Origin of the sequence: Providencia sp. Me31A, assembly GCF_050487165.1 — a bacterium.
Classification (GTDB): domain Bacteria; phylum Pseudomonadota; class Gammaproteobacteria; order Enterobacterales; family Enterobacteriaceae; genus Providencia.
On the sequence record NZ_JBKQGZ010000011.1, the window covers coordinates 72582 to 96835 of the forward strand.

A 24254-nucleotide genomic window follows, 5' to 3' on the forward strand; every position below is an offset into this window, starting at 1 on the left:
AATAATGTGTGGCAAAAAAATATTAAGGATCAAAACGATGCAACTGAATAAAGTGCTTAAAGGGCTGATGATCGCGTTACCAATCATGGCAGTCGCAGCTTGTAGCTCTAACAAGAACAATGACCAAGATGGCGTAGATACTTCTACTAACCAAACTAACACAGGTCTGTCCGCGGAAGAGCTGGCACGTCAGCAAATGGAACAGCTGCAACAAAACAACACTGTCTACTTTGGTTTTGATAAATATAACGTATCTCCAGAATACGCGGATATGTTAGATGCACACGCAGCATTCCTGCGTAGCAACCCATCTGTACGTGTTGTTGTTGAAGGTCATGCGGATGAGCGTGGTACTCCAGAATATAACATTGCGCTGGGCGAGCGTCGTGCTAATGCAGTAAAAATGTATCTGCAAAGCAAAGGTGTTTCTGGTGACCAAGTTTCACTGGTTTCTTACGGTAAAGAAAAACCAGCTGTGTTAGGTCATACTGAAGCAGACTACGCGAAAAACCGTCGTGCAGTCATTGCATACTAATAGATAAGCGAAATTATCTATTATGAACAGTAACTTCAGACACTTACTAGTCGGTCTGTCGTTATTGGTTGGCGTAGCGGCCCCTTGGGCCGCTATTGCCCAAGCGCCAATCAACAATGTCGGATCTGGTTCAACAACCGACCGCCTTGCTCAACTTGAGACTGCTGTCAATTCTCAAGGTCAAATCATGTATCAAATCCAACAGCAACTCGCTGATAACCAACGTGATATCGATATGTTACGTGGTCAGATTCAAGAAAGTGAATACAAGTTGAATCAAGTTATCGAGCGTCAAAAAGATTTATACATGCAATTAGACAGCGCAGGTGGCAGTAATTCAACAATGTCAGGTGATGGAACAACATCTGATACTAGCGCATCAAATACATCATCTTCCTCAAATACATCGAATACGGGTGGGAATGAGAAGGACGATTATAATGCAGCGGTAAAACTTGCAATGGAAAGTAAATCAAAAGCTCAAATTGATGAAGCGATTGGTGCATTGCAGGGGTTTATTAAAGCCTATCCAAAATCTGGATATCAATCGAATGCCAACTATTGGTTGGGGCAGTTAAACTACAACAAGGGCAGTAAGGATGATGCTGCTTTTTATTTTGCAACTGTAGTGAAGCAATATCCTAAATCCCAAAAGAGCAGCGAGGCTTTATATAAAGTCGGGCTGATCATGCAAGATAAGGGACAGAAAGATAAAGCAAAGGCTGTTTACCAGCAGGTATTGAAGCAATATCCAAACAGTGCAGGCTCTAAGTTAGCAGAAAAGAAACTGAATGCGCTTTAATGTCTAACCCCGAAGCGATATTACCGAATATTTCGGGGTTATCAGTATGATAAGTGTGCGTTTAATCTTTTTTTGCAAAAAAATCATTGCACCCTCGTCAGAAATCAGTAATATAAGCCGCCGTTGATACGAGAATACGGTTAGCCGAAATTTCGAGATACAAAAAGAAATTTAGTTTTAGATGGGTCGTTAGCTCAGTCGGTAGAGCAGTTGACTTTTAATCAATTGGTCGCAGGTTCGAATCCTGCACGACCCACCATCTAAAATAATGAGTAGTATAAAATTTAAAGCAGTTCAGATGGGTCGTTAGCTCAGTCGGTAGAGCAGTTGACTTTTAATCAATTGGTCGCAGGTTCGAATCCTGCACGACCCACCATCTAAGATAATAAGCAGTATAAAATTCAAAGCAGTCCAGATGGGTCGTTAGCTCAGTCGGTAGAGCAGTTGACTTTTAATCAATTGGTCGCAGGTTCGAATCCTGCACGACCCACCATCTTAGAACTGAATCCAAGTTAATTCCCAATCAAGTAAACACCCAGTCGTTAAGCCATACCTCGGCAAGCTGGTTGCAGGTTCAGGCCGAAGGCTAAATTCGTAGAATTTAAATCCTGCACGACCCACCATCTTAGAACTGAATCCAAGTTAATTCCCAATCAAGTAAACACCCAGTCATTAAGCCATACCTCGGCAAGCTGGTTGCAGGTTCAGGCCGAAGGCTAAATTCGTAGAATTTAAATCCTGCACGACCCACCATCTTAGTTATTTCCATGTTAATTCCCAATCAAATAAACGCTCAGTCATTAAGCCATACCTCGGCAAGCTGGTTGCAGGTTCAGGCCGAAGGCTAAATTCGTAGAATTTAAATCCTGCACGACCATCATCTCAGTCAGTTCAACTCCGAATAAAACTCAGTCACTAGGCCATGTCTCTATAATGAAAGCACAGCATTCCTTTGCTGTATCTTTTATATTAACTTACAAAATTTCTGGAAGTAGGGCATTATCCTGTAAAATACCGATAAGTAATTCTTGCATTTTCTCAGCCATAATCTGCATATTATCGAAGCCTTGAAGACGAGCAAGCTCAACAGTCACCTCATTAAAGCAGCGCATTAAGCACTGAAGAGACAACGCTGCACTTTGAGCAGTCCCACAATTAAAAATAACCTCTAGTGCCTCTATATAGGATTTAGGCATCCACTCATGGTAGTTACGTCCTTTATACCAAATATCACATGTAGAACCATTTTTAAGAATGACTTGTTGTTCTAATAATTGCAAAAAATACTGTTTCATATCAGCACTTCTAGACCAAGCCACCCACAGTTCACCGCGAGTCAAAGCTATTGCGACTTGGTGTGCTTCATGCCAAAAATCAGATACAACTTCAGTGAATTGTGATGCCGTTAATTGAGAGGGAGTTAATGCTTGTTGGTTAGTACTTTCAGGTAAGCCTTCAGTGATCCCCGTTTTATCAAGTAATACAGTAAAGCCACGAGAAAATGTGGCATCTAATCCTTCCTGCTTCATCTTAGATAATCGCTCGGGTTCAGCGAATGTGAAATCCACTTTGCGGCCTTCTCCAAAGATGGCCAAGCAAGTGGGCCAATCAGGGGCATCTTCTTCAAGATTCTGTAAATAACGGGCGACTAAAGGTTCACCAAACTGATTAATCCAAGACTGCTGATTGAATATTTCAGTGACACCATGACCTATCAATTCGATGTCAATATCGGAGTAGCTATCAATATGTTGTTCTCGCCCTCGAGAGCCAGTTAATACGATGGCCTCAATTCTTGGGTCGAGCAATGAAACAGAAATAATTTTATTTATTAATAATGCAGGTGATTCCATAACTGACCTAATGAATTAAATATGGATGGCTAAGATACCGATAAAGGCGTAGAAAAGCTAAGATTCAAGTGTGAAAAACATAAAAATGCATAAGTCGTACTTAGAAACTCTATCTGATAAAGAAAATTGGTGAAGACTTATTATTCAAATTAGCGTATCTTGTTTAGTATACAAAACAAAGATTGTGTTTTTAGGTGGTTTTTAGCTTGTTTTAATTATTAAAATCGCTTTATGCTAAACAGGGGCAAGAGATGAGCGTGTTTATTGATTTTGAGCAGTCCGTTTACCCATTCCCAGCAAAACCCGCGCTATTAAGCTCGGATGAGAAAGCCTTTTATCGTGAGCGGATTAAATCGCTATTAGTGGAAAAAAATGCAGTTATTGTTGCACATTACTATACTGATCCTGACATTCAATCCCTTGCTGAAGAAACAGGGGGGTGCGTTGCAGATTCACTCGAAATGGCGCGTTTTGGAGCCAAACACGACGCATCTACTTTAATTGTCGCTGGTGTGAAGTTTATGGGGGAAACGGCAAAAATACTCAGCCCTGAAAAAAACGTATTAATGCCAACCCTAGACGCGCAATGTTCTTTAGACATTGGCTGCCCAGAAGCGGAATTCATTCGTTTTTGTGACCAACACCCTGACAGAACCGTGGTCGTCTACGCAAATACTTCAGCGGCGGTTAAAGCTAGGGCTGATTGGGTTGTGACCTCAAGTATTGCAGTAGAATTGATAGAGCACTTAGATAGCTTAGGCGAAAAAATTATTTGGGCTCCCGATCGCCACTTAGGCCGTTATGTGCAACAGCAAACAGGGGCTGATATTTTGTGTTGGCAGGGAGCGTGCATCGTTCATGATGAATTCAAAACTCAGTCGCTAGAAAAAATGAAAAAGCTTTATCCTGAAGCTGCGGTATTAGTACACCCTGAATCTCCACAAGCTGTTGTTGATCTTGCAGATGCGGTGGGTTCGACAAGCCAATTAATTAAAGCGGCGCAAAGGTTACCGAATCCATCAATGATTGTCGCTACAGATAAAGGCATTTTTTATAAAATGCAGCAAGCTTGCCCTGAAAAAGCGTTGTATATCGCGCCTACAGCAGGTGAAGGGGCGACATGCCGTACTTGCGCCCATTGCCCTTGGATGGCAATGAATGGGTTACAAGCCATTGTAGAGGCTCTAGAGGGCAGTACATCGAATCATCAAATAGAGGTAAGCGCAAGTTTGCGAGAAAAAGCGTTATTGCCATTGAATAAGATGCTAGAGTTTGCAGAAAGTTTAAAATAAAAATAAGCCTGTGGTATTTTTATGCAGCACTGAGCAATACAACATTAACGATTATTGATAAGGGCTTCGGGATGGATTTCTTTAGTACAACCAATACATTAGTGCAAATCCCACTTTGGGGTTCAGTATATGACTTGTCGTATATTGAAGCCGTAGGGACTGTAGCAGGATTGCTTTGTATACTATTAGCCAGCTTAGAAAAGACTATTAATTATTTATTTGGTTTGATTAACGTTTCATTATTTGCAGTTATATTTTTTCAAATTCAATTATATGCAAACCTGTTGCTACAAATATTTTTCTTTATTGCCAATATCTACGGATGGTATGCATGGAGCCGAGTGACTAACTCACAACAAGCAGAGTTAAAAATTCGCTGGTTGAGTCTACCTAAAGCCTCTGGAACACTTGTTATTTCAGTCTTGGCGATAATCTACTTAACATTTAATATCGATGCGGTATTTGGTGTACTTGCTACATGGGCAGTCGAGTTGTTGAATGTATTTGGTGCAAACCTTGCCATGCCAGCCATTGAACCGGATGCATTCCCATTTTGGGATTCTGCAATGACAATACTTTCTGTCGTTGCGATGATCTTAATGACACGTAAGTATGTGGAAAACTGGCTACTGTGGGTCATTATTAACGTAATTAGTATAGTGATTTTCTTTATTCAAGGTGTTTATGCCATGTCTTTAGAATACTTAATTTTATTAGGTATCGCGCTTAATGGTTCCAGACTTTGGATAAAATCAGCTAAAGAGAACGGTTCCTCACCAATTTCGCGTGTTTAACCAGAAAAAATCAGTTAAAGCGGTTAAAGTGACATTATCGTCATTTAACCGTTTTAGTTATTTTTTGCTCTGTCAAAACGGGTTTTAGCTTGTTTATTGTGCTAAATATCAGCCTTTCGCCTCATTTTATAATTAGTGATGAATAAAACTGGGGTTTTATCGTGCGTTTGCCTGTTTACAGACCTCGGTTGAACGGTTAGATTAAAAATTCGATGCTAATTATCTTGTAAGTTTTCTTTAAGCTCAGTGAAGTCATTCACCGTTGTGCTCAACGCTTTATTCAAGCGCAGCAACTTAGGAGAAACCTAGCATGCAAATCAACTACAGTAAAAAATAATAAACATTGGATATACGGGTATGAACTATCAGAACGATGACGTCAGAATAAAACAAATAAAAGAATTATTACCACCTATTGCTCTGCTTGAAAAATTTCCAGCAACCGATAAAGCTGCGTTTACCGTTCATGAAGCCCGCCTTGCTATTCACAATATTTTAGCAGGTAAAGATGATCGATTAGTTGTCGTCATCGGGCCTTGCTCAATCCATGATACAAAAGCGGCTTTGGAGTACGCAGAGCGTTTAGGTAAATTGCGTGAAGAACTCAAAGATACCTTGGAAGTAGTCATGCGTGTGTATTTCGAAAAACCGCGTACAACAGTTGGCTGGAAAGGGTTGATTAACGATCCTAAAATGGATTGTAGCTTTGATATTAATGATGGTTTACGTATTGCTCGTGAATTATTGCTGACAATCAATAACCAAGGCTTACCAACTGCAGGTGAGTTTTTAGATGTTATCAGCCCGCAATACGTGGCTGATTTAATGAGTTGGGGAGCTATCGGTGCTCGTACTACGGAATCACAAATTCACCGTGAACTTGCGTCTGGCTTATCTTGTCCAGTAGGCTTTAAAAACGGCACAGACGGCTCGATTAAAGTTGCAATTGATGCGATTAACTCAGCGCGATCAGCCCACTGTTTCTTGTCTGTCACCAAGTGGGGGCATTCTGCGATAGTGAATACAAGCGGTAACCCTGACTGCCATATCATTTTACGCGGTGGAAAAGAGCCTAACTACAGCGCTAAGCATGTGAAAGAAGTTCGTGAAGGGCTCGAAAAAGCAGGCTTAGTGCCAAGTATTATGATTGACTTTAGCCATGCGAATAGTTGTAAAAAATTCGAGAAACAAATGGAAGTTGCAACAGATGTTAGTGAACAAATCAGTAATGGTGATCGCTCAATTACCGGTATTATGATTGAGAGTAACCTCGTAGAAGGTAACCAAAACTTAGAATCAGGTGAACCTTTAGTTTATGGTAAAAGTGTCACTGATGCATGCATTGGCTGGGATGATACTGAAAAAGTATTACGTCAATTATCTGATGCGGTCATTGCTCGACGTAATAAATAAGTGACGTTTTCCTAAATTAAAGCCAGTTCATAATAAGTGTACTGGCTTTTTTATTAATTAATTTTTGGGGATCTTGTTGATAAAGGATTCAAGTTGGGTTTGTTCTTCTGGCGTTGCATTCGCAGGAGTTGCAGATAATTGGATTTTTGACTCTTCAACATGTACTGCAAAAAATAACTTCCCTTTTTCACCTTTAAGGTAGGTCACGTCCTTTAAGGGTATACGGTAACAATGTGCAAAAATATTCGGACGAATATACAAATACGCATCTTTGACGGCTAAATAAACACCATCCCCCGCTTTCTTACCAAAGTAACCAAGGAAAATGGTTAACACAAATAAAAACATCCCTAAACTTTGGCTAAGTAAGATAAAAACAATACTGATAAGACCAAGTGCGATAACTAAAATACGGTTGTAACGCTTATTGAAGGCGACTTGTTGGTCAAAATTAATATTGATAGTGGTATCAAACGGGGTTAGTTGGTGATAACGCCAGCGGATTGCGGAAAAAATCATTCCCATCGCGAAGACAATGGTAACTGGCATTAATGCAAGACTACTAATGATGGTAAGTCCAATCGCGAGGCGTGGTTTGTAGGTCATTACCATTATACTGATGATTTGTATTGGGAAACTGACACAGGCAATAATCATTAAGGTTTTCATAAGCTCAGCGTTTGCAGCGCCATCTGAGCCATCAATAACTAGCTCTCCTCCTTGGATCATATAAAGCAATGAACCTAAAATACTGGCATTAAGCACTAGCCCAACCCAAACGTACATATTAAATTTATTCATTTTGCTGTTTTATCAACCTTTCAATGTGTTTTCCCTATGATAGTCGGTTATTTCTCTTTCTAACACTAACAGCTAGTGTTTTTTCTTATAGGGTAAAAAATACGACTTCAGATAATAAAAAAGGGTTAAGCAAATGGCTTAACCCTCCAGTATTAGAGATAAAGTAAGTAATTACTTCGCTTTACCTTGGTTTGCAACTGCGGCTTGTTTTGCAGCGATTTCATCTTGGTTACCTAAGTAGTAACGTTTGATTGGTTTCATGTTTTCATCGAACTCATAAACCATTGGTACCGCAGTTGGGATATTTAATTCAAGAATTTCATCTTCACTTAAGTTGTCTAAGTGTTTAACTAAAGCACGCAGTGAGTTACCGTGAGCTGCAATGATCACTTTCTCACCACTGGTGACACGTGGTTTGATCACGTCTTCCCAATAAGGGACAACGCGCTCAATTGTGGTTGCTAAGCTTTCAGTCACTGGCAATTCTTTTTCTGACAGTTTCGCGTAGCGAGGGTCGTGGCCTGGGAAACGCTCATCATCTTTAGACAGATCTGGAGGAGTGATGGCAAAGCCACGACGCCATAATTTAACTTGCTCGTCGCCATATTTTGCCGCAGTCTCTGATTTGTCTAACCCCTGCAAAGCACCGTAATGACGCTCATTTAATTTCCAGCTTTTTTCAACAGGTAACCATGATTGTTCAACTTGATCAAGGATGTTCCATAAAGTGTGGATAGCGCGTTTTAGAACAGAAGTGTAAGCAAAATCAAAAACAAAACCTTCGTCTTTTAGCAGTTGGCCTGCAATTTTTGCTTCTTCGCGGCCTTTATCTGACAGCTCTACATCAGTCCAACCTGTGAAACGGTTTTCTTTATTCCACTCACTTTCACCGTGTCTTACTAAAACCAGTTTAGTTACAGCCATAGCTAAAACTCCTATCAGTACATTCAAATTAAAAAATGAATCATTGCTGGGTTACATTATAGGGATAGTCATCTCGAACGCTAGTAGCAACTTGCGTTTTATCTAAACCAAATCAAAAAACTCACGATCAAAGAAATTTTCATGTGAAAATTTGATTCAAAAGTGATTGTCTTGCCTATTTATTGCCCAACCACCATTTTTACAGGATAAGTAAAAAATAATAGATGACTCAAATTTAACCCGAAGTGAATCGATACAGCAAGCCATAATTTACCACTCCACATCCAAGCGAGACCGTAAATTAAACCCGCGAGGGTGGCAAAGAGGATTAATAATGGGCCGCCTGCAAAATGTAAGCCACCAAACAAGAGAGCTGTAAGTATTAATGCAAGGTAAGGAGAGCCAAGCCATTGATTGAGACGCTGCTGTAAATAACCGCGGAATAGGGCTTCTTCCGCTAAAGAGACAAACAATAAGTTACACAAGATAAAAGCGGGTAACCAAGTTGGTAGGTGTAATTCAAAGCCTAATCCTCCTGCTAGTGTGGCAATAATCAGTAGGACAGGAACTGACAGGAACAGTAAGCACCATTGCAATGAAGATGCTGTTTTGGCGGGCGATGAAATAAATAGAGTTGGTAAACACGCTAATAAGACAAAGGGAACCAGAGCTTTATCAAAATTAAAATACATGGTAAATGGTGCACTTTGTTCACCAACGATGGCTTTATTCAAATACTTTAAGTTATTAAACCCCGGAAAAATATGAATAAATAGCCCTATCGCGCAGATAACTAATACTATTTCACAGGTTATCTTGAGAAATAACTTGTCATGATAACGGATTCGAATAAAAGCAGTAGCAGCGATAAAAGTCAGAAGTAAGAGAGCAGGCCAACTGATAACGCCAGTTATGGCTGCGGTGATTACAGAAATAAGCAGTAATAATAATGAAACTAACCGATGTGTAGTGAGTGTTGCAAGTGAAGAGGCCAATATTAACCAAGCCATAAATCATACCTATATTTATATGTAAATTATTTAAGAGCGGCAGAGTTTACCTATTTTTAGTGAATCTCCTAATAAAAAAGGCAGTTATTACTCTGTATATCTATTAAGATCAATGTATTAGGTTTTTTTTATGGCGTTTTTTATTAATCATTAGATTGAATTCGCCAATAGCTCAAGCCGCTATTGGCGAAATGAGACAAATTTAAAGCTCATCAATTTGGTAGCGATATTTTCCATTATCAGGAACGAAGGTTAGGCGGTGCGTAATACATGCAGGCGCATCTTCTTGGTGGTGGGAGACGAACAGTAATTGAGTGGTTCCCTGATTTAACATTACATCAATAAACCTTAAAACTAACAACCGGTTAAGGCCATCAAGCCCTTGTAATGGCTCATCTAGAATTAACATGGCAGGGTGCTTAACCAGTGCTCGGGCAATTAGAACTAAGCGTTGTTGTCCCCAAGAAAGGCTGTGGAAAGGTTGTTGAGCCGTTTGCGCTGAAAAACCTAATAGGGCTAACCATTCGTAAGCTAATTGAATTTGGCGGTCAGAAGGCGTTTGGTATAAGCCAATGGAGTCATGGAAACCAGAAATAATGACATTGAGCACACTTGTGGCAACACGATATTCTTGGTGGATGCTATTGCTGGCATAGCCAATATGGCGTTTAATGTCCCAAATCGTTTCCCCAGATCCCCTACGGTGACCAAATAGTGTTAAGTCGTTACTATATCCTTGTGGGTGGTCACCTGTAATCAAGCTAAGTAAGGTGGATTTCCCTGCGCCATTTTCGCCAATAATTTGCCAGTGTTCGTTTGGGTTTACTTGCCAATTTAAGCCATGCAGAATGGTTTTGTCGTTATAGCTGACAGTGCCATTTTTTAAAATGATCCGGGGCGTGGCTTCATCTAATTTTTCATCTGAGGTTGGGTCTTCTGCTTCAGGAATGGAAAGCTGTTTAATTTTTTCACTGTGCTGTAACTGTGTGATCAGCGTGTTAGCAAGTACTGACTCTCTATCTCCGGACAGGGCCAATTTACAATCAGCGACTATCCCCATATTTTCAATAAAGTCAGGGAGCTCATCAAAGCGGTTTAACACTAAAATTAAAGTGAGCCCTTTTTCAGACAAACTATAGAGCAATTCACTGAGGTTATTGCGCGAATAGATATCTAATCCATCAAAAGGCTCATCCAATATCAGAAGGTCAGGGTTGCCCATTAGAATTTGACATAACAATACTTTGCGAGTTTCACCTGTGGACAGATATTTAAAGCGACGAGAGAGCAAATCACTGATACCAAATCGGCTAGCCAGTTCTAGACAATATTCGTTATCTTTATGGTTAAATTGGATAATTTCAGCAGCGGTATACCCTGTATCATCTTCATCATCACTCAACATATCGGTGTTGTTTCGTTGCCATTCTTCACTAATCATTGTTTGCAGTTGTTCAAACGACAGCCGGACAGGGGAAGAAAATGTGTTTTTTACAACACCTGAAAGGGGGGGAAGTTCATTTGATAACACACGAGCGAGTGATGACTTACCACTGCCGTTAGAACCAATGAAAGCCCAACTTTCACCTTTTTTTATGTCAAGTTGCGAAATATCCAGAGTTTGTGTTTCACTGAGCTTAAAGCTGCCATGCTGTATAATTATTGAGCTCATCAAGCTTCCTTATTATGATTATTTACCTTGTCATCTATCACAAATAATCAGGATTGAGGATAAAGTCAACAGTTGGAGCATTTGGCAGAGAAAAAAGATGAATGCTTACTTACTTTGATAGCAAGTAAGCAAGGTTAACTTCGCAAATTAGCAGAGTGTGGCGACGATCACTTGGTCTGCATTGAATAAGGCGGTAATGGGGTCATTAACTTTTAATGATTGGGCATCGACTTCGTTATTTGCCATGGTTGAACATAGGGTTTCACCGCCCGTTAGTGTCACAATCACCTCGCTGCTCTCTTTACCCCGTTCTAACGTAGTAATTTTGCCTTCAAGATGATTATCAAAACCTACAGGATTGAGTTGTTTAGTGATTTTCACCCAAGGTGCTTTAATTAATGCGAGGACTTCTTTCCCTTCAACTAAGCCTAAGCGGTTAGCGCTTTGCTCTGTCAGTGCGGCGTTAATCACCGTACTGTTGTCAGCTAAACGAATTTGCACATGTTGCTGAACTTGCATATGATCACGTGCGATTAAAGTTCCAAAAAATTGGTTTCTGGCACTCGTTTGCAGCGAAAAGCGTGAAATAGCGGCTAATAAACTGTCTAAAGGTAGGTTATCTTCTTTTAGAACATCAAAGGCTTTTTGTTGGATTTGTTCTAGCAAATCATAAAGTTGAAGAAGTCTTTCACCATAATGGGTGAGTGTTGTGCCGCCACCGCCTTTACCACCGGTTGCTCTATCAACTAAGATATCATCAGTGAGCTGATTCATTTCATTGATAGCATCCCAAGCACTTTTATAGCTGATCCCTGCGAGCTTAGCTCCTTGGCTGATAGAACCTGTCGCTTTAATTTGTTTGAGTAGTGCGATACGGCGAGGATCAGCAAATAGGCTGCCTTGTAATTTTAGAGTGAGTAAAATCTCTGCCTGCATAATATTCTCCCTTCCGGTTAGGTTGGTGGTGACAGATGTAAAAAGCACGTTTAGTATGTCGTTAGTATAATATTTTGTCTAAAATAGTCTGCATTATAGCGTTAATATGCGTTATTATTTTGATTTGATTTATACTCAATGTATTGAGTATTAAGTTTTTCCTCGTCAGCGTATCATGTAGGCTGGTGGGCACAGTATCACTGAAGAGGCTTTTTTTATATGTTTGAACTGATTAAAAGTTTGGGTTTTGCCCTGATGATGGTTCCGGTCGTTATGTTTTTGATTATGGGGCTGATTTACGGTCTTGGTGCGTTCTTTAACTTATTGTCAAAAGCGCATGTACCTCACCATCATAATACTGAAAACAAGTAATTTTTAACAAAATTTCTTGTCTGACTGATTATAGACCCCCTGATTGTAAATATCGTCAGGGGGTTTTGTTTGATTGAATAAAATTATCAATACTGAGCGTCATAGTAAGTTGAATAAAGCTGGCGTCGGCTTTGAGTATTAAATTGTTCTTGTTCTGCTATCGTTTTTCTTGAGAAATCTTGGTGAAATTTATTTAGAACTTTTACAGGATCTTGTTGGTGATTTTTAATCAATTGCTTCATGGCTTCAATAACAAATAGTCCACAACCATTGGGCACGTGCTGCTGGATGTTTCCCTCGATGTAGGTGATATCTTCTTCAATAACATCAGCCTTATTGGCTGCCCGAGTTATTTCTTCTTGAATATCTGCGTCAATCTTATTATATGAATTAAAGATGGCACATTTCATTTTATGATTTGCAGACTGATGTTGTGGGGCTGCGGGATAAAGCACAAACAAAATCCAGTGGTTATCATGGATATTGATAGGAAATAATTCGTACTGATTTCCCCCTGTTTCATTTGGTGTTTTTTGTTCAATAATCTCTGCCAACAAATGTTGACCATGTTGGGTAAGACCCAGTGAGGCATTGATAATCATGTTTGATGGTAAAACTAGATTATGATTGTTAATTGAGTCAATCTCATCGCTTGTCGTCATCCTGCCATTATTCCAAAGTGAAGATCCCTCGGGTTCATTTTTCATCAATATTTTTGTTAAATTTATTTTATCAACACATTTTTCTATTGTAGACCCAATAATATAGAGGAGCTTAGAAGGCGTTGTTAATTTCGAATTATAAAGGTGCTTTTTGAGTTTACCATCAAGGTATAATTGATATAATTTTTGACTGGTTTTTTGTATTTCTTTATCTATGCCTATCTTTGCAGACTGCTTTCCACTAAATAAATCAAACAGAATATTCTCTGCTTTTCTTCCTTCACTGTCTTGTCTTAGAGCGATATTGTGGAGCAAATCAATGCTATTTAAGTCCCCTTCACTCGCAGATGTTGCTAAAGAATTTAAGGATTCAGAGGAGATTTCCTTTTCAAATAGTCCATTGAATTGCTCATTGGTTAGCCCGTACATATAGTGAGTTTGGGTTGGAGAAAGAGCTGTTGGATGAATAGCCATATTATTTCCGTTGTTTTTATGATCTGTAAAAAGTTGAATGAAATATTCACATGTGTACGATTTTTGCCGATAAAGTTACAAGGGAAATAAGTTGTTAACTATACAAAAACGATTTTTCGTAATCTAAAAAATATGGCGAAATAATTTATCATTTATGGATATCATGTAGCAAAATTGCATCATTTCTTGAGCCAGCACACTTTTATTCGCGGTTTGACTTTAAGTTATCGCTGTGTCCTGATATATATAGCGTGTTGATTAATATTATGGTGAATGAAAATGAAAAAAGGTTTGGTATCACTTCTTGCTGGTGCAACGTTAGCGGTGGCTAGCCACAGTTTTGCCGCAGATAAAATTACTGTTTTTGCCGCTGCATCATTAACGAATGCGTTGAATGAAATTTCAGAGCAATATAAGAAAGACACTCATGTTGAAGTCGTTGCTTCTTATGCGTCTTCTTCAACACTTGCTCGTCAAATTGAGCAAGGGGCACCGGCTAATTTATTTATCTCCGCGGATCAACAGTGGATGGATTACGCTATTGATAAGAAATTGATGGTAGAAGATACGCGCTATACATTATTAGGCAACGAGTTGGTATTAATTGCGCCGAAAGATGCAAAAATTGATAAAGTTCAAATCAATAAACAAACCGATTGGAAAAAATTGTTAGATGGTGGCCGATTAGCAGTGGGTGATCCTGATCATGTTCCTGTTGGTATTTATGCAAAAGAAGCGTTAAGCAACTTAGGTGCATGGGAAACGGTTGAACCGCTGTTAGCGCGTACGAATAACGTACGTAGCGGTATGGCACTCGTTGAGCGCCAAGAAGCACCTTTAGGTATTGTGTATGGTTCTGATGCTGTCGCTAGCCAAAAAGTCAAAGTGGTAGGCGTGTTCCCAGCCGATACCCATAAACCGGTTGAATACCCAATGGCGATTGTTAAAGATCAAGATAACAAAGCAACGCGTGATTATTATGAATACTTAAAAACCCCTGCGGCTTCAGAAGTATTCAAACGTTATGGCTTTGAACCTCGTACTAAATAAACGTTAAGAGAGTATTTTTTTGCAGATGTTAAGTCCTTATGAATGGGAAGCGATTTACTTAAGTCTAAAAGTCTCCAGTGTAGCGGTACTCCTCAGTTTACCGTTGGGGGTTTTAGTGGCTTGGGTTCTGGTTCGCTGTAATTTCCCGGGTAAAACACTGCTTGATAGTATTATCCACTTACCACTGGTGCTACCGCCGGTGGTAGTGGGGTATTTACTGTTGATCAGTATGGGAAAACGCGGTTTTATTGGTGAATGGCTATATAACTGGTTTGGTTTTAGCTTCACATTTAGCTGGAGAGGCGCTGCATTGGCTTCTGCTGTTGTGGCATTCCCATTAATGGTACGAGCTATCCGTTTAGCTCTTGAGGCGGTGGATAGAAAACTTGAGCAAGCTGCTAGAACATTAGGCGCTACGCCATTGCGTGTTTTCTTTACGATCACTATCCCACTTTCCTTGCCTGGTATCATTGTTGGCACTGTACTGGCATTTGCTCGTTCACTCGGTGAGTTTGGTGCGACGATTACATTTGTTTCGAATATTCCCGGTGAAACTCAAACGATCCCATTAGCCATGTATACCTTAATTGAAACACCAGGAGCAGAGGTTGATGCTGCACGTTTGTGTATTATCGCTATTGTTCTTGCCTTGATTTCATTGTTAATTTCAGAATGGCTGACCCGTTGGGGTAAAAAGCGTTTGGGGGTAGCCTAATATGTTAGAACTCGACTTTTCCCAAAAGTTAGGGGACTTACAGCTTGAAGTTGCAACCCAATTGCCAACGGAGAGTATTACTGCGGTTTTTGGTCTATCGGGTGCAGGAAAAACCTCATTAATTAATGTGATAGGTGGTTTAACTAAGCCGAATAAAGGCCGCATTATATTAAATGGACGGACGTTGGTGGATGTGGAAAAGCGTATTTGCTTACCTCCGGAACAGCGCCATATTGGCTATGTCTTTCAGGATGCGCGGTTATTTCCCCATTATCGGGTGAAAAGTAATTTGCGTTATGGCATGTCACCTACAATGAAAAACCGCTTTGATGATATCGTGGGCTTGCTTGGTATAGAAAAATTGCTCAATCGTTATCCTATTACATTGTCTGGCGGTGAAAAACAGCGTGTAGCTATTGGGCGAGCGCTATTGACAGCCCCTGAAATTTTGTTGATGGATGAGCCATTAGCTTCTTTGGATTTACCTAGAAAGCGTGAATTACTGCCGTATTTAGAGAAGCTTTCGCAAGATGTAAAAATCCCTATTTTGTATGTAAGCCATAGCCTTGATGAAATATTACGCCTTGCGGATAAAGTCATTGTTATGGCTCAAGGAAAGGTTAAGGCATTTGGCCCACTTGAAGAGGTTTGGGCAAGTAGTGCATTACGTCCTTGGTTGCAACAAGAAACGTTGAGCAGTGTAGTTAGTGCGACAGTGCACAGTCAACACCCTGATTATGAGATGACAGCGGTTATTGTTGGCGCGCAAAAATTATGGCTCCCGCGAGTGGACAGCCCGCAGGGTACGCAATTACGGATACGTATTGATGCATCGGATGTTTCTTTGGTGCTCGAAAAACCGCCAGTGAGTAGTATTCGTAATATTTTATCTGCACAAGTAGTGGAATGGATTGAAGATGGCGAGCAAGTGGATGTGAAGCTGGATTTAGGCGAAGGACACTGCATGTGGGCACGTATTACCCGTTGGGCTCGTGATGAACTTTCTATCCGTAAAGGGCGCAAAGTTTATGCGCAAGTGAAGTCGGTGTCGCTGTCACGTCATTTATAATTTTACTCGTCGCCTTTGGCGCTGTGGCGTTGTTGGCTACATTCAGCGACCCAAGTCACATACTTTAGTATGCTCCTTGGGATAGCTTCTTTGCCGCCTAGCTGCCGTGCAGGCTATTTACAGGCTATTTAGAGGACTAAAATTTTATAAAAATAAAAAAGGAAAGCAGGGCTTTCCTTGAAATGATAAATATTTGGACGTTATAGGACGTACTTACGGATAACTTCTGCAATACCGGGTTCAGTATTAACGCGAGTCACTAGCTTGGCTTGCTGTTTGATTTCATCAACTGCATTGCCCATCGCGACGCCTAAACCTGCGGTTGTAAGCATGCTTAAATCATTGAAATTATCACCAAAAGCCACGACATCATTCATGGTCATCCCTTGAGATTCGACCCACTCTTTTAAGCGTTGGCCTTTGCTATTACCTTTGCGGCCGACATCAACCTGATCCACCCACGACCATTCGCAGTCTAAGCCGAAATCATTTTCAATTTCTTGAACAACTTGGTGAAGTTGTTGTGTATCTGGTGAGCTGACCGCAAACTTCCAAATAGAATCATAGTCGTGCATCACATCAGCATAATCTTCAACAAATTCAAGGGTTGGGCGCTGCGCAACAGGCAAGGATTCGGCCCAATTCAATGTACGTTTAATACTTTCTGTTTGTGCGTTATAGAGCATCGCATTATCGACATACATTAAATGTTGAATCTCAGAACCACGTAGCTTATTGATCATTTGCGTCACTGAATCGAGCGTCATTGGATTAGATTTCAGGACTTTTTTACCTAAATAATCGTATAGATAGGTTCCATTACAACAGATAGCAGGCGTATCAAGATCTAAAGCTTGGTAAAACGGATGAATCGCGACATGATGACGACCTGTCACAATGATCACTTTAACGCCTTGGCGGCGGGCTTCTTGTAAAGCGGCTAAAGATTCTGGCAGGATTTTTTTCTGGTGATCAAGCAGTGTTCCATCAAGATCGAGCGCAATAACGCGGTATGACATAAACGGCTCCACGTGATTTTAGAGTTATCTATACGATTGGTAGCATCCGTATAGGAAATGAGGATATATTGAGCACAGCTATAAACTACCACATTCCGGTTAGTTAGCTAAGGTTGTTTTATCATCATAGCGGATAATAGTAACGAACTGAACCGTTTTAGTTTTATTCATTTCCTGCCAGTCAGTATCAGCGCTAAGGTCAATTACTAGCGGTAATTTAAGCAATATAAGGTATAGTGGTGCTATTGATACTATTTCGTATTTTTATCATGAATTAAGGAGTCAGGATGAATCAGGTTGTTTATATTGCCAGCCCCGAGAGTCAGCAAATTCACGTGTGGTCGATGAATGAAGTGGGAGAACTTACTCTTTTACAAACAGTAAAAACACCGGGCCAAGTACAGCCAATGGTACTTAGCCATGATAAAAAACACCTTTATATTGGTGTGCGTCCTAATTTTCGTGTTGTAACCTATGAAATCGAAGACAAAGGGACGCTGCGTTTAAAAGCAGAAACATCCATTCCAGGTACTCCCGTTCATTTATCCCTTGATAATAATGGTAAATATCTATTTGTTCCTTCTTACCATCAACATAACTTGGCGGTATTAACCATTAATCAAGAAGGGGTTCCCGATCGTGTAATTCAAGTGGTCGAAGGCTTGCGTAACCCACATTCTTCCCATGTTGATGTTGATAATCAACAACTTTGGGTGCCTTGCTTAGGGGAAGATCATATTCGCTTATTTGATTTACAAGAAAATGGTTATCTCACTGAAGCGAGTGCCGACCAAATTACAACCGCGCCACAGTCTGGTCCTCGCCATCTTGCTTTCCATCCTAGTGAAAAGGTTATTTACTGTATCAATGAGTTGGACTCAACCATTGGTGTTTACCGTAAGTTTACCCGTTATCGCACTATGCAAACATTGGCAAACTACCCTGCGGGTAATGACAGCCAGCGCTGGGCGGCAGACATCCATGTGACGCCAGATGGTCGCCATCTATACGCGAGCGAACGCTCAGAAAGCTATATTAGTCATTATGTTATTTCAGATGATGGCTGTGAATTGACCTTGGAAAATCGATACCCAACAGAAACACATCCAAGAGGCTTTAATATTGATGCAACAGGACGTTTTTTAATTTCCAGTGGGCAAAAATCAGACCATATTTCAGTCTCTGAAATTGACCCGATTACAGGTCAATTGAGTTTATTAGCACGTTATGCGGTCGGCAAAGGCCCTATGTGGGTTATTTCAACCATCCTTTAAGCTTTGTCATACTTCAAGCTGTGACTACGTTGGCTCTATTCAGCCACCTTAGTCACATACTTGTATATGCTCCTTGGGTTATCTTCATTTGCCGCCTTGCTACAACTCGAATTACTTAGAAAAATCATAGAGTATGATTTTTTACTGCATTGCTGGCGGCAATTTGAACTAAGGTTAGCAAATTGAGGAGTACAACACTTTTGCCATCGTATGAGTTACTTTGCTCAGTTGTTCTGGGGTGATGATATACGGTGGCATCACATAAATAAGTTTGCCAAATGGGCGAACCCAAACGCCATTTTCTACAAATACTTTCTGCAAGGCTGCCGTGTTCACGGGGTGCTTCATTTCAATTACGCCGATTGCACCGAGAACGCGTACATCTGCAACCTTTGGGTGAGAGGCCAAATGCATCAGTTCGGCCTTAAGTTGTTGTTCGATGCTGGCAATCGTTTTTTGCCAAGGGCTATTGAGCAATAAGGTCAAGCTGGCATCCGCGACGGCACAGGCAAGGGGGTTACCCATAAAAGTAGGGCCATGCATAAAACATCCTGCTTCACCGTTACTAATGGTTTCAGCAACATGACGAGTGGTGAGTGTGGCCGATAGAGTCATATATCCACCCGTTAGTGCTTTCCCTAAACACATAATATCCGGTGATATATTGGCATGATGACAAGCAAACAATTTGCCAGTTCGTCCAAATCCAGTGGCGATTTCATCGGCAATCAATAGCAAACCATAGTGGTCACATAACCGGCGTACACCTTGCAAATATTCGGGGTGATATATACGCATCCCACCAGCACCTTGGACAATCGGTTCAAGGATGATCGCAGCAATTTCATGACTATTTTCCGCTAATTGTGTTTCAAGTGGCTGTAAATCAGCCGCTTCCCATTCATCACTGAAGCCACATTGCGGAGCGTCGACAAATAGGTGAGGTGGCAAGTAACCTTTGTATAGTCCATGCATGGAATTATCTGGGTCGCAAACCGCCATCGCACCGAATGTATCTCCATGATATCCATGACGTAATGTTAGGATACGTTGACGCTTTTCACCTTTTGCTTGCCAATATTGTAGAGCCATTTTCAGAGCAACTTCCACAGCAACAGAGCCTGAGTCAGCGAGAAACACACATTCCAGTGGCTCAGGGGTGATAGCGACCAGTTGCTTGCATAAATTTACCGCAGGTGGGTGGGTGATACCACCAAACATAACATGGGACATTTTGCTTAGCTGGTTTGTAACCGCTTGGTTGAGGACCGGGTGATTATAACCATGAATAGCCGCCCACCATGAAGACATACCATCAATTAATCGTTCTCCATTCTCCATTACCAGTTCTGCCCCGTGTGCTTCAACAATCGGATAGGCAGGAATTGGCTGGCTCATCGAGGTATAGGGATGCCAAATATGTTTGGCATCAAAAGCAATATCGATATTATTCATTCGTATCTTCGTCAACTTTTCATGATCATTTTAGTTGACATGATAATCACAATATTTAAACTGGCAACAACTTTTTCAACTGGAGTGTTTCCGTGAGCCAATTAAAACAGTGGACAATAAAACAAGCTAATGAACTGTTTTCAATGCCTTTTTTTGAGTTATTGTTTCAGGCGCAACAAATTCATCGTCAACATTTTGACCCGCAACAAGTACAAGTGAGTACGTTGTTATCCATTAAAACGGGGGCTTGCCCAGAAGACTGTAAATACTGTGCACAAAGTGCACGCTATAAAACAGGATTAGAAACTGAAAAATTAATGGAAGTTCAGCAAGTTATTGAATCTGCAAAAAAAGCCAAACAAGCAGGTTCAACACGTTTTTGTATGGGGGCTGCTTGGCGTAATCCAAAAGAGCGTGATATGCCTTATTTGGAAATGATGGTGAAAGAAGTTAAGTCGCTTGGCATGGAAACCTGTATGACCTTGGGAATGATTGATAACACCCAAGCGCAGCGTTTAGCGCAAGCAGGCCTCGATTATTATAATCATAATCTTGATACCTCGCCTGAATATTACGGCAATATTATTACCACCCGCAGTTATCAAGATCGCTTAGATACGCTAGAAAATGTTCGTGATGCAGGGATTAAAGTCTGCTCAGGGGGGATTTTAGGATTAGGCGAAAAGGTGAGTGATCGCGCAGCATTGTTAGTCCAACTTGCTAATTTACCCAAACCACCTGAAAGTGTGCCTATCAATATGTTAATGAAAGTTGAAGGAACACCAATGGCGGATAATGAAGACGTTGATGCGTTTGATTTCATTCGTACTATTGCTGTTGCCCGCATTATGATGCCAGCCTCTTATGTTCGCTTATCCGCGGGCCGTGAATATATGAATGAACAAACTCAGGCACTATGCTTTATGGCTGGTGCGAATTCAGTATTCTACGGTTGTAAATTGCTGACAACACCAAATCCACATGAAAACAAAGACTTGGCATTGTTTAAAAAACTGAACATTAATCCTGAACGTATTGAGACTGAGGAAGGGGATAATCAGCAGGCGGCTCAAATAGCAGAAGCATTACTAACTGCAGATAACCCTCAGTTTTATAATGCTGCCGTATAATGAGTTGGCAATCATTTATACAAAACCAGATAGAGCTGCGTAAGCAGGCCTCTATCTGGCGTCAACGTCAGTGTATTGACGGGGCAAATGGGCGAACGCTACATCTGGCAGGAAAAGAATACCTTAACTTCTCATCCAATGATTATTTAGGGTTAACTCATCATCCTAAAGTGGTGGCAGCTTGGCAACGTGGTGCAGAAAAATATGGCGTCGGCAGTGGCGGCTCTGGCCATATCACGGGTTACACTAAGGCTCATTATGATCTTGAAACTCAGCTTGCACAGTGGTTGGGTTATTCAAAAGCCTTATTGTTTATTTCTGGCTTCGCTGCTAATCATGCCGTGATCACTGCATTAATGACCCAGAACGATCGTATTTTAGCGGACAAATTGAGCCATGCATCGATTATTGAAGCGTCAATACATTCAGGAGCTCAATTACGCCGATTTCATCATAACAATACCTCATCCCTAGAGAATTTAATGCAAAAGCCCATATCAGGGAAAACGCTGGTTATTAGTGAAGGCGTATTTAGCATGGATGGTGATAACGCTCCACTTAAAGACTTACAGGAAATTGCGACCAAACAGCAGGCGTGGTTAATGGTGGATGATGCTCATGGTATTGGTGTAAAGGGAGACCAGGGGCGTGGAAGTTGTTTTGAAAATGGTGTTACCCCTCAAATTTTGATTGTTACATTTGGGAAAGCATTTGGCTTGAGTGGAGCTGCGGTCTTATGTGATGAACAGACAGCAGATTTTCTAGTGCAATCTGCTCGTCATCTGATTTATAGCACATCAATGCCGCCTGCACAGGCGGTGGCGCTATCTGAGGCCGTTGCGCAAATCAAACAAGCGGATCAAGCTCGCTCTACTCTGAATCAACATATTGAATATTTTAGAAATAATGCTCAATTTTCAGGTATGACATTGGCCAACTCAACGACAGCAATTCAACCTTTAATTGTCGGCGATAACCAAGCTAGTCAAGGATTGGCCGATCTGTTGCGCCGTAAAGGGATCTGGGTTCATGCGATCCGTCCACCGACGGTTCCACCTGGAAGTGCTCGTTTGCGGATCACCTTAAGTGCCGCACATCAACGTCAGGATATCGATCAACTACTGGAGGCTTTACATGACTTTGTCGCGATGTCGTGAAAAGCACAAAATTGCGGCTGCATTTAGCCGTGCAGCTAGGTATTACGATACTATCGCTCGTTACCAGCAAGCAACGGGAAATCAGCTATTAACGCAACTTACAGCCGCATTATCCGCAGAACAACGTATTGCACCTTTGCGTGTTTTAGATGCCGGTTGTGGCACGGGGTACTTTAGCCAGAAATTAACACAGCAAGGTTACCAAGTGACAGCGTTAGATCTTTCAGTGGGAATGTTAGATGAGGCGAAAGCAAAATCGGCTGCGGATTGTTATCTATGTGCAGATATGGAAGCTATTCCACTGAAAGATCAGAGTGTTGACGTGGTTTTTTCAAATTTAGCGATCCAATGGTGCCCTGATATGGCGCGTGTATTAAGCGAACTCTATCGTGTGACGAAACGCGGTGGGATCATCGTATTTAGTACGCTGGGCAAACATTCATTAGCTGAGCTATCTACAGCTTGGAAAGCGCTTGATGACGCACCTCATGTGAATACGTTTGTGAGTTTTACTCAGATGAACGATTGCTGTCGAATGTGGCGAAATCAGCTCACCTTACAAGAAGACACGCTGTATTTTTCGGATATCACAGCGCTACTTCATTCATTAAAAGGGATTGGAGCAACCCATTTGACCGCAGGGCGCAAAACAGGGTTAATGACGCGGCAGCGTTTGCAACAATTGGCTTTGGCTTATCCAATGACAGAAAGAGGCCTACCTTTAACTTACCAGACCGTATTTGGAGTACTTTACCGTGACTAAAACATATTTCGTAACTGGAACTGATACTGAGGTGGGTAAAACGGTTGCTAGCTGTGCATTATTACAAGCGGCGAACTTGCAAGGCATGAAAACGATTGGCTACAAACCTGTCGCTTCAGGGAGTGAGATGACTGAAGATGGACTGAGAAATAGTGACGCCTTATCGTTACAAGCAAATAGTAGCGTGCAATTGCCTTATGAAGTGATAAACCCGATTGTTTTTGAAGCGCCGACATCGCCACACATTATAAGTGAAAAACTTCAGCAACCTATTGAATTTTCAGTTATGGATCACGGGCTAAAAGTGCTACAAACTCAAGCTGATTGGGTATTAGTGGAAGGGGCTGGTGGTTGGTATACCCCATTATCGGTTGATAAAACGTATGCAGACTGGGTGGTTTGGCAGAGGTTACCCGTGATCTTAGTGGTTGGAGTGAAACTCGGTTGTATTAATCATGCCGTATTGACGATGGAAGCGATACAAAGTGCAGGGTTATCCGTTGTTGGTTGGATTGCTAATGAAGTGGAAGAGGCTGGAAATTATCAAGAACAATATCTGAAGACATTATATCGAATGATTAAAGCGCCTTGTTTAGGCATGATCCCGCACCAACAAAACGCTATGAGCTCCCCACTTGGGCAGTATTTGGATCTTTCTTTGTTAACGTATTGATTAAAAACGTTAAAAATATAAAACCGGTTTTTCATATCTTCATGGATAAGGCATAACAACGCTTGTTAATCTTTCCTCGATCTTTTTTAATGTTTCATGGTGGGATTCTGTCAAGTTTTTCAGTTGAAATACCACGAAGATCGAAGCAAAAAATATAAAATCTTTTTTTTGTTACGGTTACTAAGTAAAAATTTTTTCACCTAACTGCCATCTTTATGTCATTTAGTTCTCGTTTAACAAATTTTGGATATCCCGTGAATGCATGAGTTATAAGGGCTTCAAGAGTTATCCACCATTTCTGTGGATAACCTTGTGTATTAACGTTTTAAAACGAGCCCTACGCTAGGTGATAAGCGGCTTTGCCTTCATTTGATGTGATTCTGGGCTTTAAGTTAATTGTATTAAAATA

24 protein-coding genes and 3 tRNA genes are annotated in these 24254 nt (G+C 40.9%); 17 read left to right on the forward strand and 10 right to left on the reverse strand.

What is annotated here, in order from left to right:
• The first annotated feature begins 37 nt into the window (after nt 1-37).
• The 5 genes from pal (at nt 38) to ACLPIE_RS10720 (ending at nt 1830) form a co-directional block, all read left to right on the forward strand.
• Entirely contained in the window at nt 38-535 is a 498-nt protein-coding gene (gene pal / locus ACLPIE_RS10700; protein ID WP_047756402.1) for a peptidoglycan-associated lipoprotein Pal, read from the forward strand.
• Between the two features lie 22 nt (nt 536-557).
• A complete protein-coding gene (gene cpoB / locus ACLPIE_RS10705) occupies nt 558-1337 on the forward strand; it encodes a cell division protein CpoB (protein WP_430261612.1) in 780 nt (259 codons plus the stop codon).
• 183 nt (nt 1338-1520) lie between these two features.
• Nucleotides 1521-1596 (forward strand) — tRNA-Lys (locus ACLPIE_RS10710).
• Between the two features lie 41 nt (nt 1597-1637).
• Nucleotides 1638-1713: transfer RNA gene (locus ACLPIE_RS10715), tRNA-Lys, on the forward strand.
• A 41-nt stretch (nt 1714-1754) separates the two neighbouring features.
• Nucleotides 1755-1830 (forward strand) — tRNA-Lys (locus tag ACLPIE_RS10720).
• 132 nt (nt 1831-1962) lie between these two features.
• Here the strand turns inward: ACLPIE_RS10720 and ACLPIE_RS10725 are convergent.
• Together ACLPIE_RS10725 and ACLPIE_RS10730 are read right to left on the reverse strand one after the other, a co-directional pair.
• Nucleotides 1963-2106 carry a hypothetical protein gene (locus tag ACLPIE_RS10725; RefSeq protein ID WP_430261613.1) on the reverse strand — a complete coding sequence of 48 codons (144 nt, stop codon included), beginning with the start codon at nt 2104-2106 and terminating at the stop codon, nt 1963-1965.
• A gap of 205 nt (nt 2107-2311) precedes the next feature.
• Nucleotides 2312-3190 (reverse strand): aminoglycoside 6-adenylyltransferase, encoded by an 879-nt coding sequence (locus tag ACLPIE_RS10730; RefSeq protein WP_430261614.1) that lies wholly within the window; start codon nt 3188-3190, stop codon nt 2312-2314.
• Between the two features lie 251 nt (nt 3191-3441).
• On the opposite strand from ACLPIE_RS10730, the gene nadA reads away from it, so the two are divergent.
• The 3 genes from nadA (at nt 3442) to aroG (ending at nt 6689) form a co-directional block, all read left to right on the forward strand.
• Complete coding sequence (gene nadA / locus ACLPIE_RS10735; RefSeq protein ID WP_430261615.1) at nt 3442-4482, forward strand: quinolinate synthase NadA; 1041 nt, start codon at nt 3442-3444, stop codon at nt 4480-4482.
• Nucleotides 4483-4553: 71 nt separating this feature from the next.
• Nucleotides 4554-5276 carry a nicotinamide riboside transporter PnuC gene (gene pnuC / locus ACLPIE_RS10740; protein WP_430261616.1) on the forward strand — a complete coding sequence of 241 codons (723 nt, stop codon included), beginning with the start codon at nt 4554-4556 and terminating at the stop codon, nt 5274-5276.
• Nucleotides 5277-5633: 357 nt separating this feature from the next.
• The gene (gene aroG, locus ACLPIE_RS10745) at nt 5634-6689 is read left to right on the forward strand and encodes a 3-deoxy-7-phosphoheptulonate synthase AroG (RefSeq protein ID WP_430261617.1); all 1056 of its coding nucleotides are present in this window, start codon (nt 5634-5636) and stop codon (nt 6687-6689) included.
• Nucleotides 6690-6746: 57 nt separating this feature from the next.
• Here the strand turns inward: aroG and ACLPIE_RS10750 are convergent, their stop codons facing one another.
• From ACLPIE_RS10750 to modE, 5 genes are all read right to left on the reverse strand, one after another.
• Nucleotides 6747-7490 (reverse strand): hypothetical protein, encoded by a 744-nt coding sequence (locus ACLPIE_RS10750; RefSeq protein ID WP_430261618.1) that lies wholly within the window; start codon nt 7488-7490, stop codon nt 6747-6749.
• 171 nt (nt 7491-7661) lie between these two features.
• Nucleotides 7662-8414: a 2,3-diphosphoglycerate-dependent phosphoglycerate mutase gene (gpmA, locus tag ACLPIE_RS10755; RefSeq protein ID WP_430261619.1), complete on the reverse strand. Its 753-nt coding sequence runs from the start codon at nt 8412-8414 to the stop codon at nt 7662-7664.
• A 179-nt stretch (nt 8415-8593) separates the two neighbouring features.
• On the reverse strand, nt 8594-9424 hold the full coding sequence (locus ACLPIE_RS10760) for a CPBP family intramembrane glutamic endopeptidase (protein WP_430261620.1): 831 nt from the start codon (nt 9422-9424) through the stop codon (nt 8594-8596).
• Between the two features lie 202 nt (nt 9425-9626).
• Nucleotides 9627-11096 carry a molybdate ABC transporter ATP-binding protein ModF gene (gene modF, locus ACLPIE_RS10765; protein ID WP_430261621.1) on the reverse strand — a complete coding sequence of 490 codons (1470 nt, stop codon included), beginning with the start codon at nt 11094-11096 and terminating at the stop codon, nt 9627-9629.
• Between the two features lie 147 nt (nt 11097-11243).
• The gene (gene modE, locus ACLPIE_RS10770; RefSeq protein ID WP_430261622.1) at nt 11244-12032 is read right to left on the reverse strand and encodes a molybdenum-dependent transcriptional regulator; all 789 of its coding nucleotides are present in this window, start codon (nt 12030-12032) and stop codon (nt 11244-11246) included.
• Between the two features lie 219 nt (nt 12033-12251).
• On the opposite strand from modE, the gene ACLPIE_RS10775 reads away from it, so the two are divergent.
• Nucleotides 12252-12404, forward strand: coding sequence for an AcrZ family multidrug efflux pump-associated protein (locus ACLPIE_RS10775; RefSeq protein ID WP_004909125.1), 153 nt, complete (start codon nt 12252-12254; stop codon nt 12402-12404).
• 86 nt (nt 12405-12490) lie between these two features.
• Here the strand turns inward: ACLPIE_RS10775 and ACLPIE_RS10780 are convergent, their stop codons facing one another.
• Nucleotides 12491-13540, reverse strand: a complete 1050-nt coding sequence (locus ACLPIE_RS10780) for an ElaD/SseL family deubiquitinase (protein ID WP_430261623.1) — start codon at nt 13538-13540, stop codon at nt 12491-12493.
• 273 nt (nt 13541-13813) lie between these two features.
• Here ACLPIE_RS10780 and modA point away from each other — a divergent pair, with 273 nt between their 5' ends.
• Genes modA through modC form a run of 3 tightly spaced genes read left to right on the forward strand, consistent with a single transcriptional unit; the run spans nt 13814 to nt 16374 of the window.
• Nucleotides 13814-14590, forward strand: coding sequence for a molybdate ABC transporter substrate-binding protein (modA, locus tag ACLPIE_RS10785; RefSeq protein WP_430261624.1), 777 nt, complete (start codon nt 13814-13816; stop codon nt 14588-14590).
• Nucleotides 14591-14615: 25 nt separating this feature from the next.
• Nucleotides 14616-15305 carry a molybdate ABC transporter permease subunit gene (modB, locus tag ACLPIE_RS10790; RefSeq protein WP_430261719.1) on the forward strand — a complete coding sequence of 230 codons (690 nt, stop codon included), beginning with the start codon at nt 14616-14618 and terminating at the stop codon, nt 15303-15305.
• Between the two features lies 1 nt (nt 15306).
• Nucleotides 15307-16374: a molybdenum ABC transporter ATP-binding protein ModC gene (gene modC / locus ACLPIE_RS10795; protein WP_430261625.1), complete on the forward strand. Its 1068-nt coding sequence runs from the start codon at nt 15307-15309 to the stop codon at nt 16372-16374.
• A 200-nt stretch (nt 16375-16574) separates the two neighbouring features.
• On the opposite strand, the gene ACLPIE_RS10800 is transcribed toward modC, so the two are convergent.
• The gene (locus ACLPIE_RS10800) at nt 16575-17393 is read right to left on the reverse strand and encodes a pyridoxal phosphatase (RefSeq protein ID WP_430261626.1); all 819 of its coding nucleotides are present in this window, start codon (nt 17391-17393) and stop codon (nt 16575-16577) included.
• Nucleotides 17394-17680: 287 nt separating this feature from the next.
• On the opposite strand from ACLPIE_RS10800, the gene pgl reads away from it, so the two are divergent.
• A complete protein-coding gene (pgl, locus tag ACLPIE_RS10805; protein ID WP_430261627.1) occupies nt 17681-18667 on the forward strand; it encodes a 6-phosphogluconolactonase in 987 nt (328 codons plus the stop codon).
• A 174-nt stretch (nt 18668-18841) separates the two neighbouring features.
• Here the strand turns inward: pgl and bioA are convergent, their stop codons facing one another.
• Nucleotides 18842-20122, reverse strand: coding sequence for an adenosylmethionine--8-amino-7-oxononanoate transaminase (gene bioA / locus ACLPIE_RS10810; RefSeq protein WP_430261628.1), 1281 nt, complete (start codon nt 20120-20122; stop codon nt 18842-18844).
• Nucleotides 20123-20214: 92 nt separating this feature from the next.
• Between bioA and bioB the strand changes: the two genes are divergently transcribed.
• From bioB to bioD, 4 genes are read left to right on the forward strand one after another with little or no spacing between them, the layout of a single operon-like run.
• A complete protein-coding gene (gene bioB / locus ACLPIE_RS10815) occupies nt 20215-21252 on the forward strand; it encodes a biotin synthase BioB (RefSeq protein ID WP_430261629.1) in 1038 nt (345 codons plus the stop codon).
• Entirely contained in the window at nt 21252-22409 is a 1158-nt protein-coding gene (gene bioF / locus ACLPIE_RS10820) for an 8-amino-7-oxononanoate synthase (protein ID WP_430261630.1), read from the forward strand. The genes bioB and bioF overlap by 1 nt, the downstream gene beginning before the upstream one ends.
• Nucleotides 22387-23172 (forward strand): malonyl-ACP O-methyltransferase BioC, encoded by a 786-nt coding sequence (gene bioC / locus ACLPIE_RS10825; protein ID WP_430261631.1) that lies wholly within the window; start codon nt 22387-22389, stop codon nt 23170-23172. The genes bioF and bioC overlap by 23 nt, the downstream gene beginning before the upstream one ends.
• Nucleotides 23165-23845, forward strand: coding sequence for a dethiobiotin synthase (gene bioD / locus ACLPIE_RS10830; protein WP_430261632.1), 681 nt, complete (start codon nt 23165-23167; stop codon nt 23843-23845). Before bioC ends, bioD begins: the two co-directional genes overlap by 8 nt.
• The last annotated feature ends 409 nt before the right edge of the window (nt 23846-24254 follow it).

Coding starts and splice junctions, on each gene's coding strand:
- ACLPIE_RS10760 (WP_430261620.1), bottom strand. CDS start 9,424: ATGGCTTGGTTAATATTGGCCTCTTCACTTGCAACACTCACTACACAT.
- ACLPIE_RS10725 (WP_430261613.1), bottom strand. CDS start 2,106: ATGGAAATAACTAAGATGGTGGGTCGTGCAGGATTTAAATTCTACGAA.
- cpoB (WP_430261612.1), top strand. CDS start 558: ATGAACAGTAACTTCAGACACTTACTAGTCGGTCTGTCGTTATTGGTT.
- bioF (WP_430261630.1), top strand. CDS start 21,252: ATGAGTTGGCAATCATTTATACAAAACCAGATAGAGCTGCGTAAGCAG.
- ACLPIE_RS10800 (WP_430261626.1), bottom strand. CDS start 17,393: ATGTCATACCGCGTTATTGCGCTCGATCTTGATGGAACACTGCTTGAT.
- modC (WP_430261625.1), top strand. CDS start 15,307: ATGTTAGAACTCGACTTTTCCCAAAAGTTAGGGGACTTACAGCTTGAA.
- nadA (WP_430261615.1), top strand. CDS start 3,442: ATGAGCGTGTTTATTGATTTTGAGCAGTCCGTTTACCCATTCCCAGCA.
- ACLPIE_RS10730 (WP_430261614.1), bottom strand. CDS start 3,190: ATGGAATCACCTGCATTATTAATAAATAAAATTATTTCTGTTTCATTG.
- modA (WP_430261624.1), top strand. CDS start 13,814: ATGAAAATGAAAAAAGGTTTGGTATCACTTCTTGCTGGTGCAACGTTA.
- bioA (WP_430261628.1), bottom strand. CDS start 20,122: ATGAATAATATCGATATTGCTTTTGATGCCAAACATATTTGGCATCCC.
- bioC (WP_430261631.1), top strand. CDS start 22,387: ATGACTTTGTCGCGATGTCGTGAAAAGCACAAAATTGCGGCTGCATTT.
- modE (WP_430261622.1), bottom strand. CDS start 12,032: ATGCAGGCAGAGATTTTACTCACTCTAAAATTACAAGGCAGCCTATTT.
- pnuC (WP_430261616.1), top strand. CDS start 4,554: ATGGATTTCTTTAGTACAACCAATACATTAGTGCAAATCCCACTTTGG.
- gpmA (WP_430261619.1), bottom strand. CDS start 8,414: ATGGCTGTAACTAAACTGGTTTTAGTAAGACACGGTGAAAGTGAGTGG.
- ACLPIE_RS10750 (WP_430261618.1), bottom strand. CDS start 7,490: ATGAATAAATTTAATATGTACGTTTGGGTTGGGCTAGTGCTTAATGCC.
- modB (WP_430261719.1), top strand. CDS start 14,616: ATGTTAAGTCCTTATGAATGGGAAGCGATTTACTTAAGTCTAAAAGTC.
- pal (WP_047756402.1), top strand. CDS start 38: ATGCAACTGAATAAAGTGCTTAAAGGGCTGATGATCGCGTTACCAATC.
- ACLPIE_RS10780 (WP_430261623.1), bottom strand. CDS start 13,540: ATGGCTATTCATCCAACAGCTCTTTCTCCAACCCAAACTCACTATATG.
- pgl (WP_430261627.1), top strand. CDS start 17,681: ATGAATCAGGTTGTTTATATTGCCAGCCCCGAGAGTCAGCAAATTCAC.
- aroG (WP_430261617.1), top strand. CDS start 5,634: ATGAACTATCAGAACGATGACGTCAGAATAAAACAAATAAAAGAATTA.
- modF (WP_430261621.1), bottom strand. CDS start 11,096: ATGAGCTCAATAATTATACAGCATGGCAGCTTTAAGCTCAGTGAAACA.
- ACLPIE_RS10775 (WP_004909125.1), top strand. CDS start 12,252: ATGTTTGAACTGATTAAAAGTTTGGGTTTTGCCCTGATGATGGTTCCG.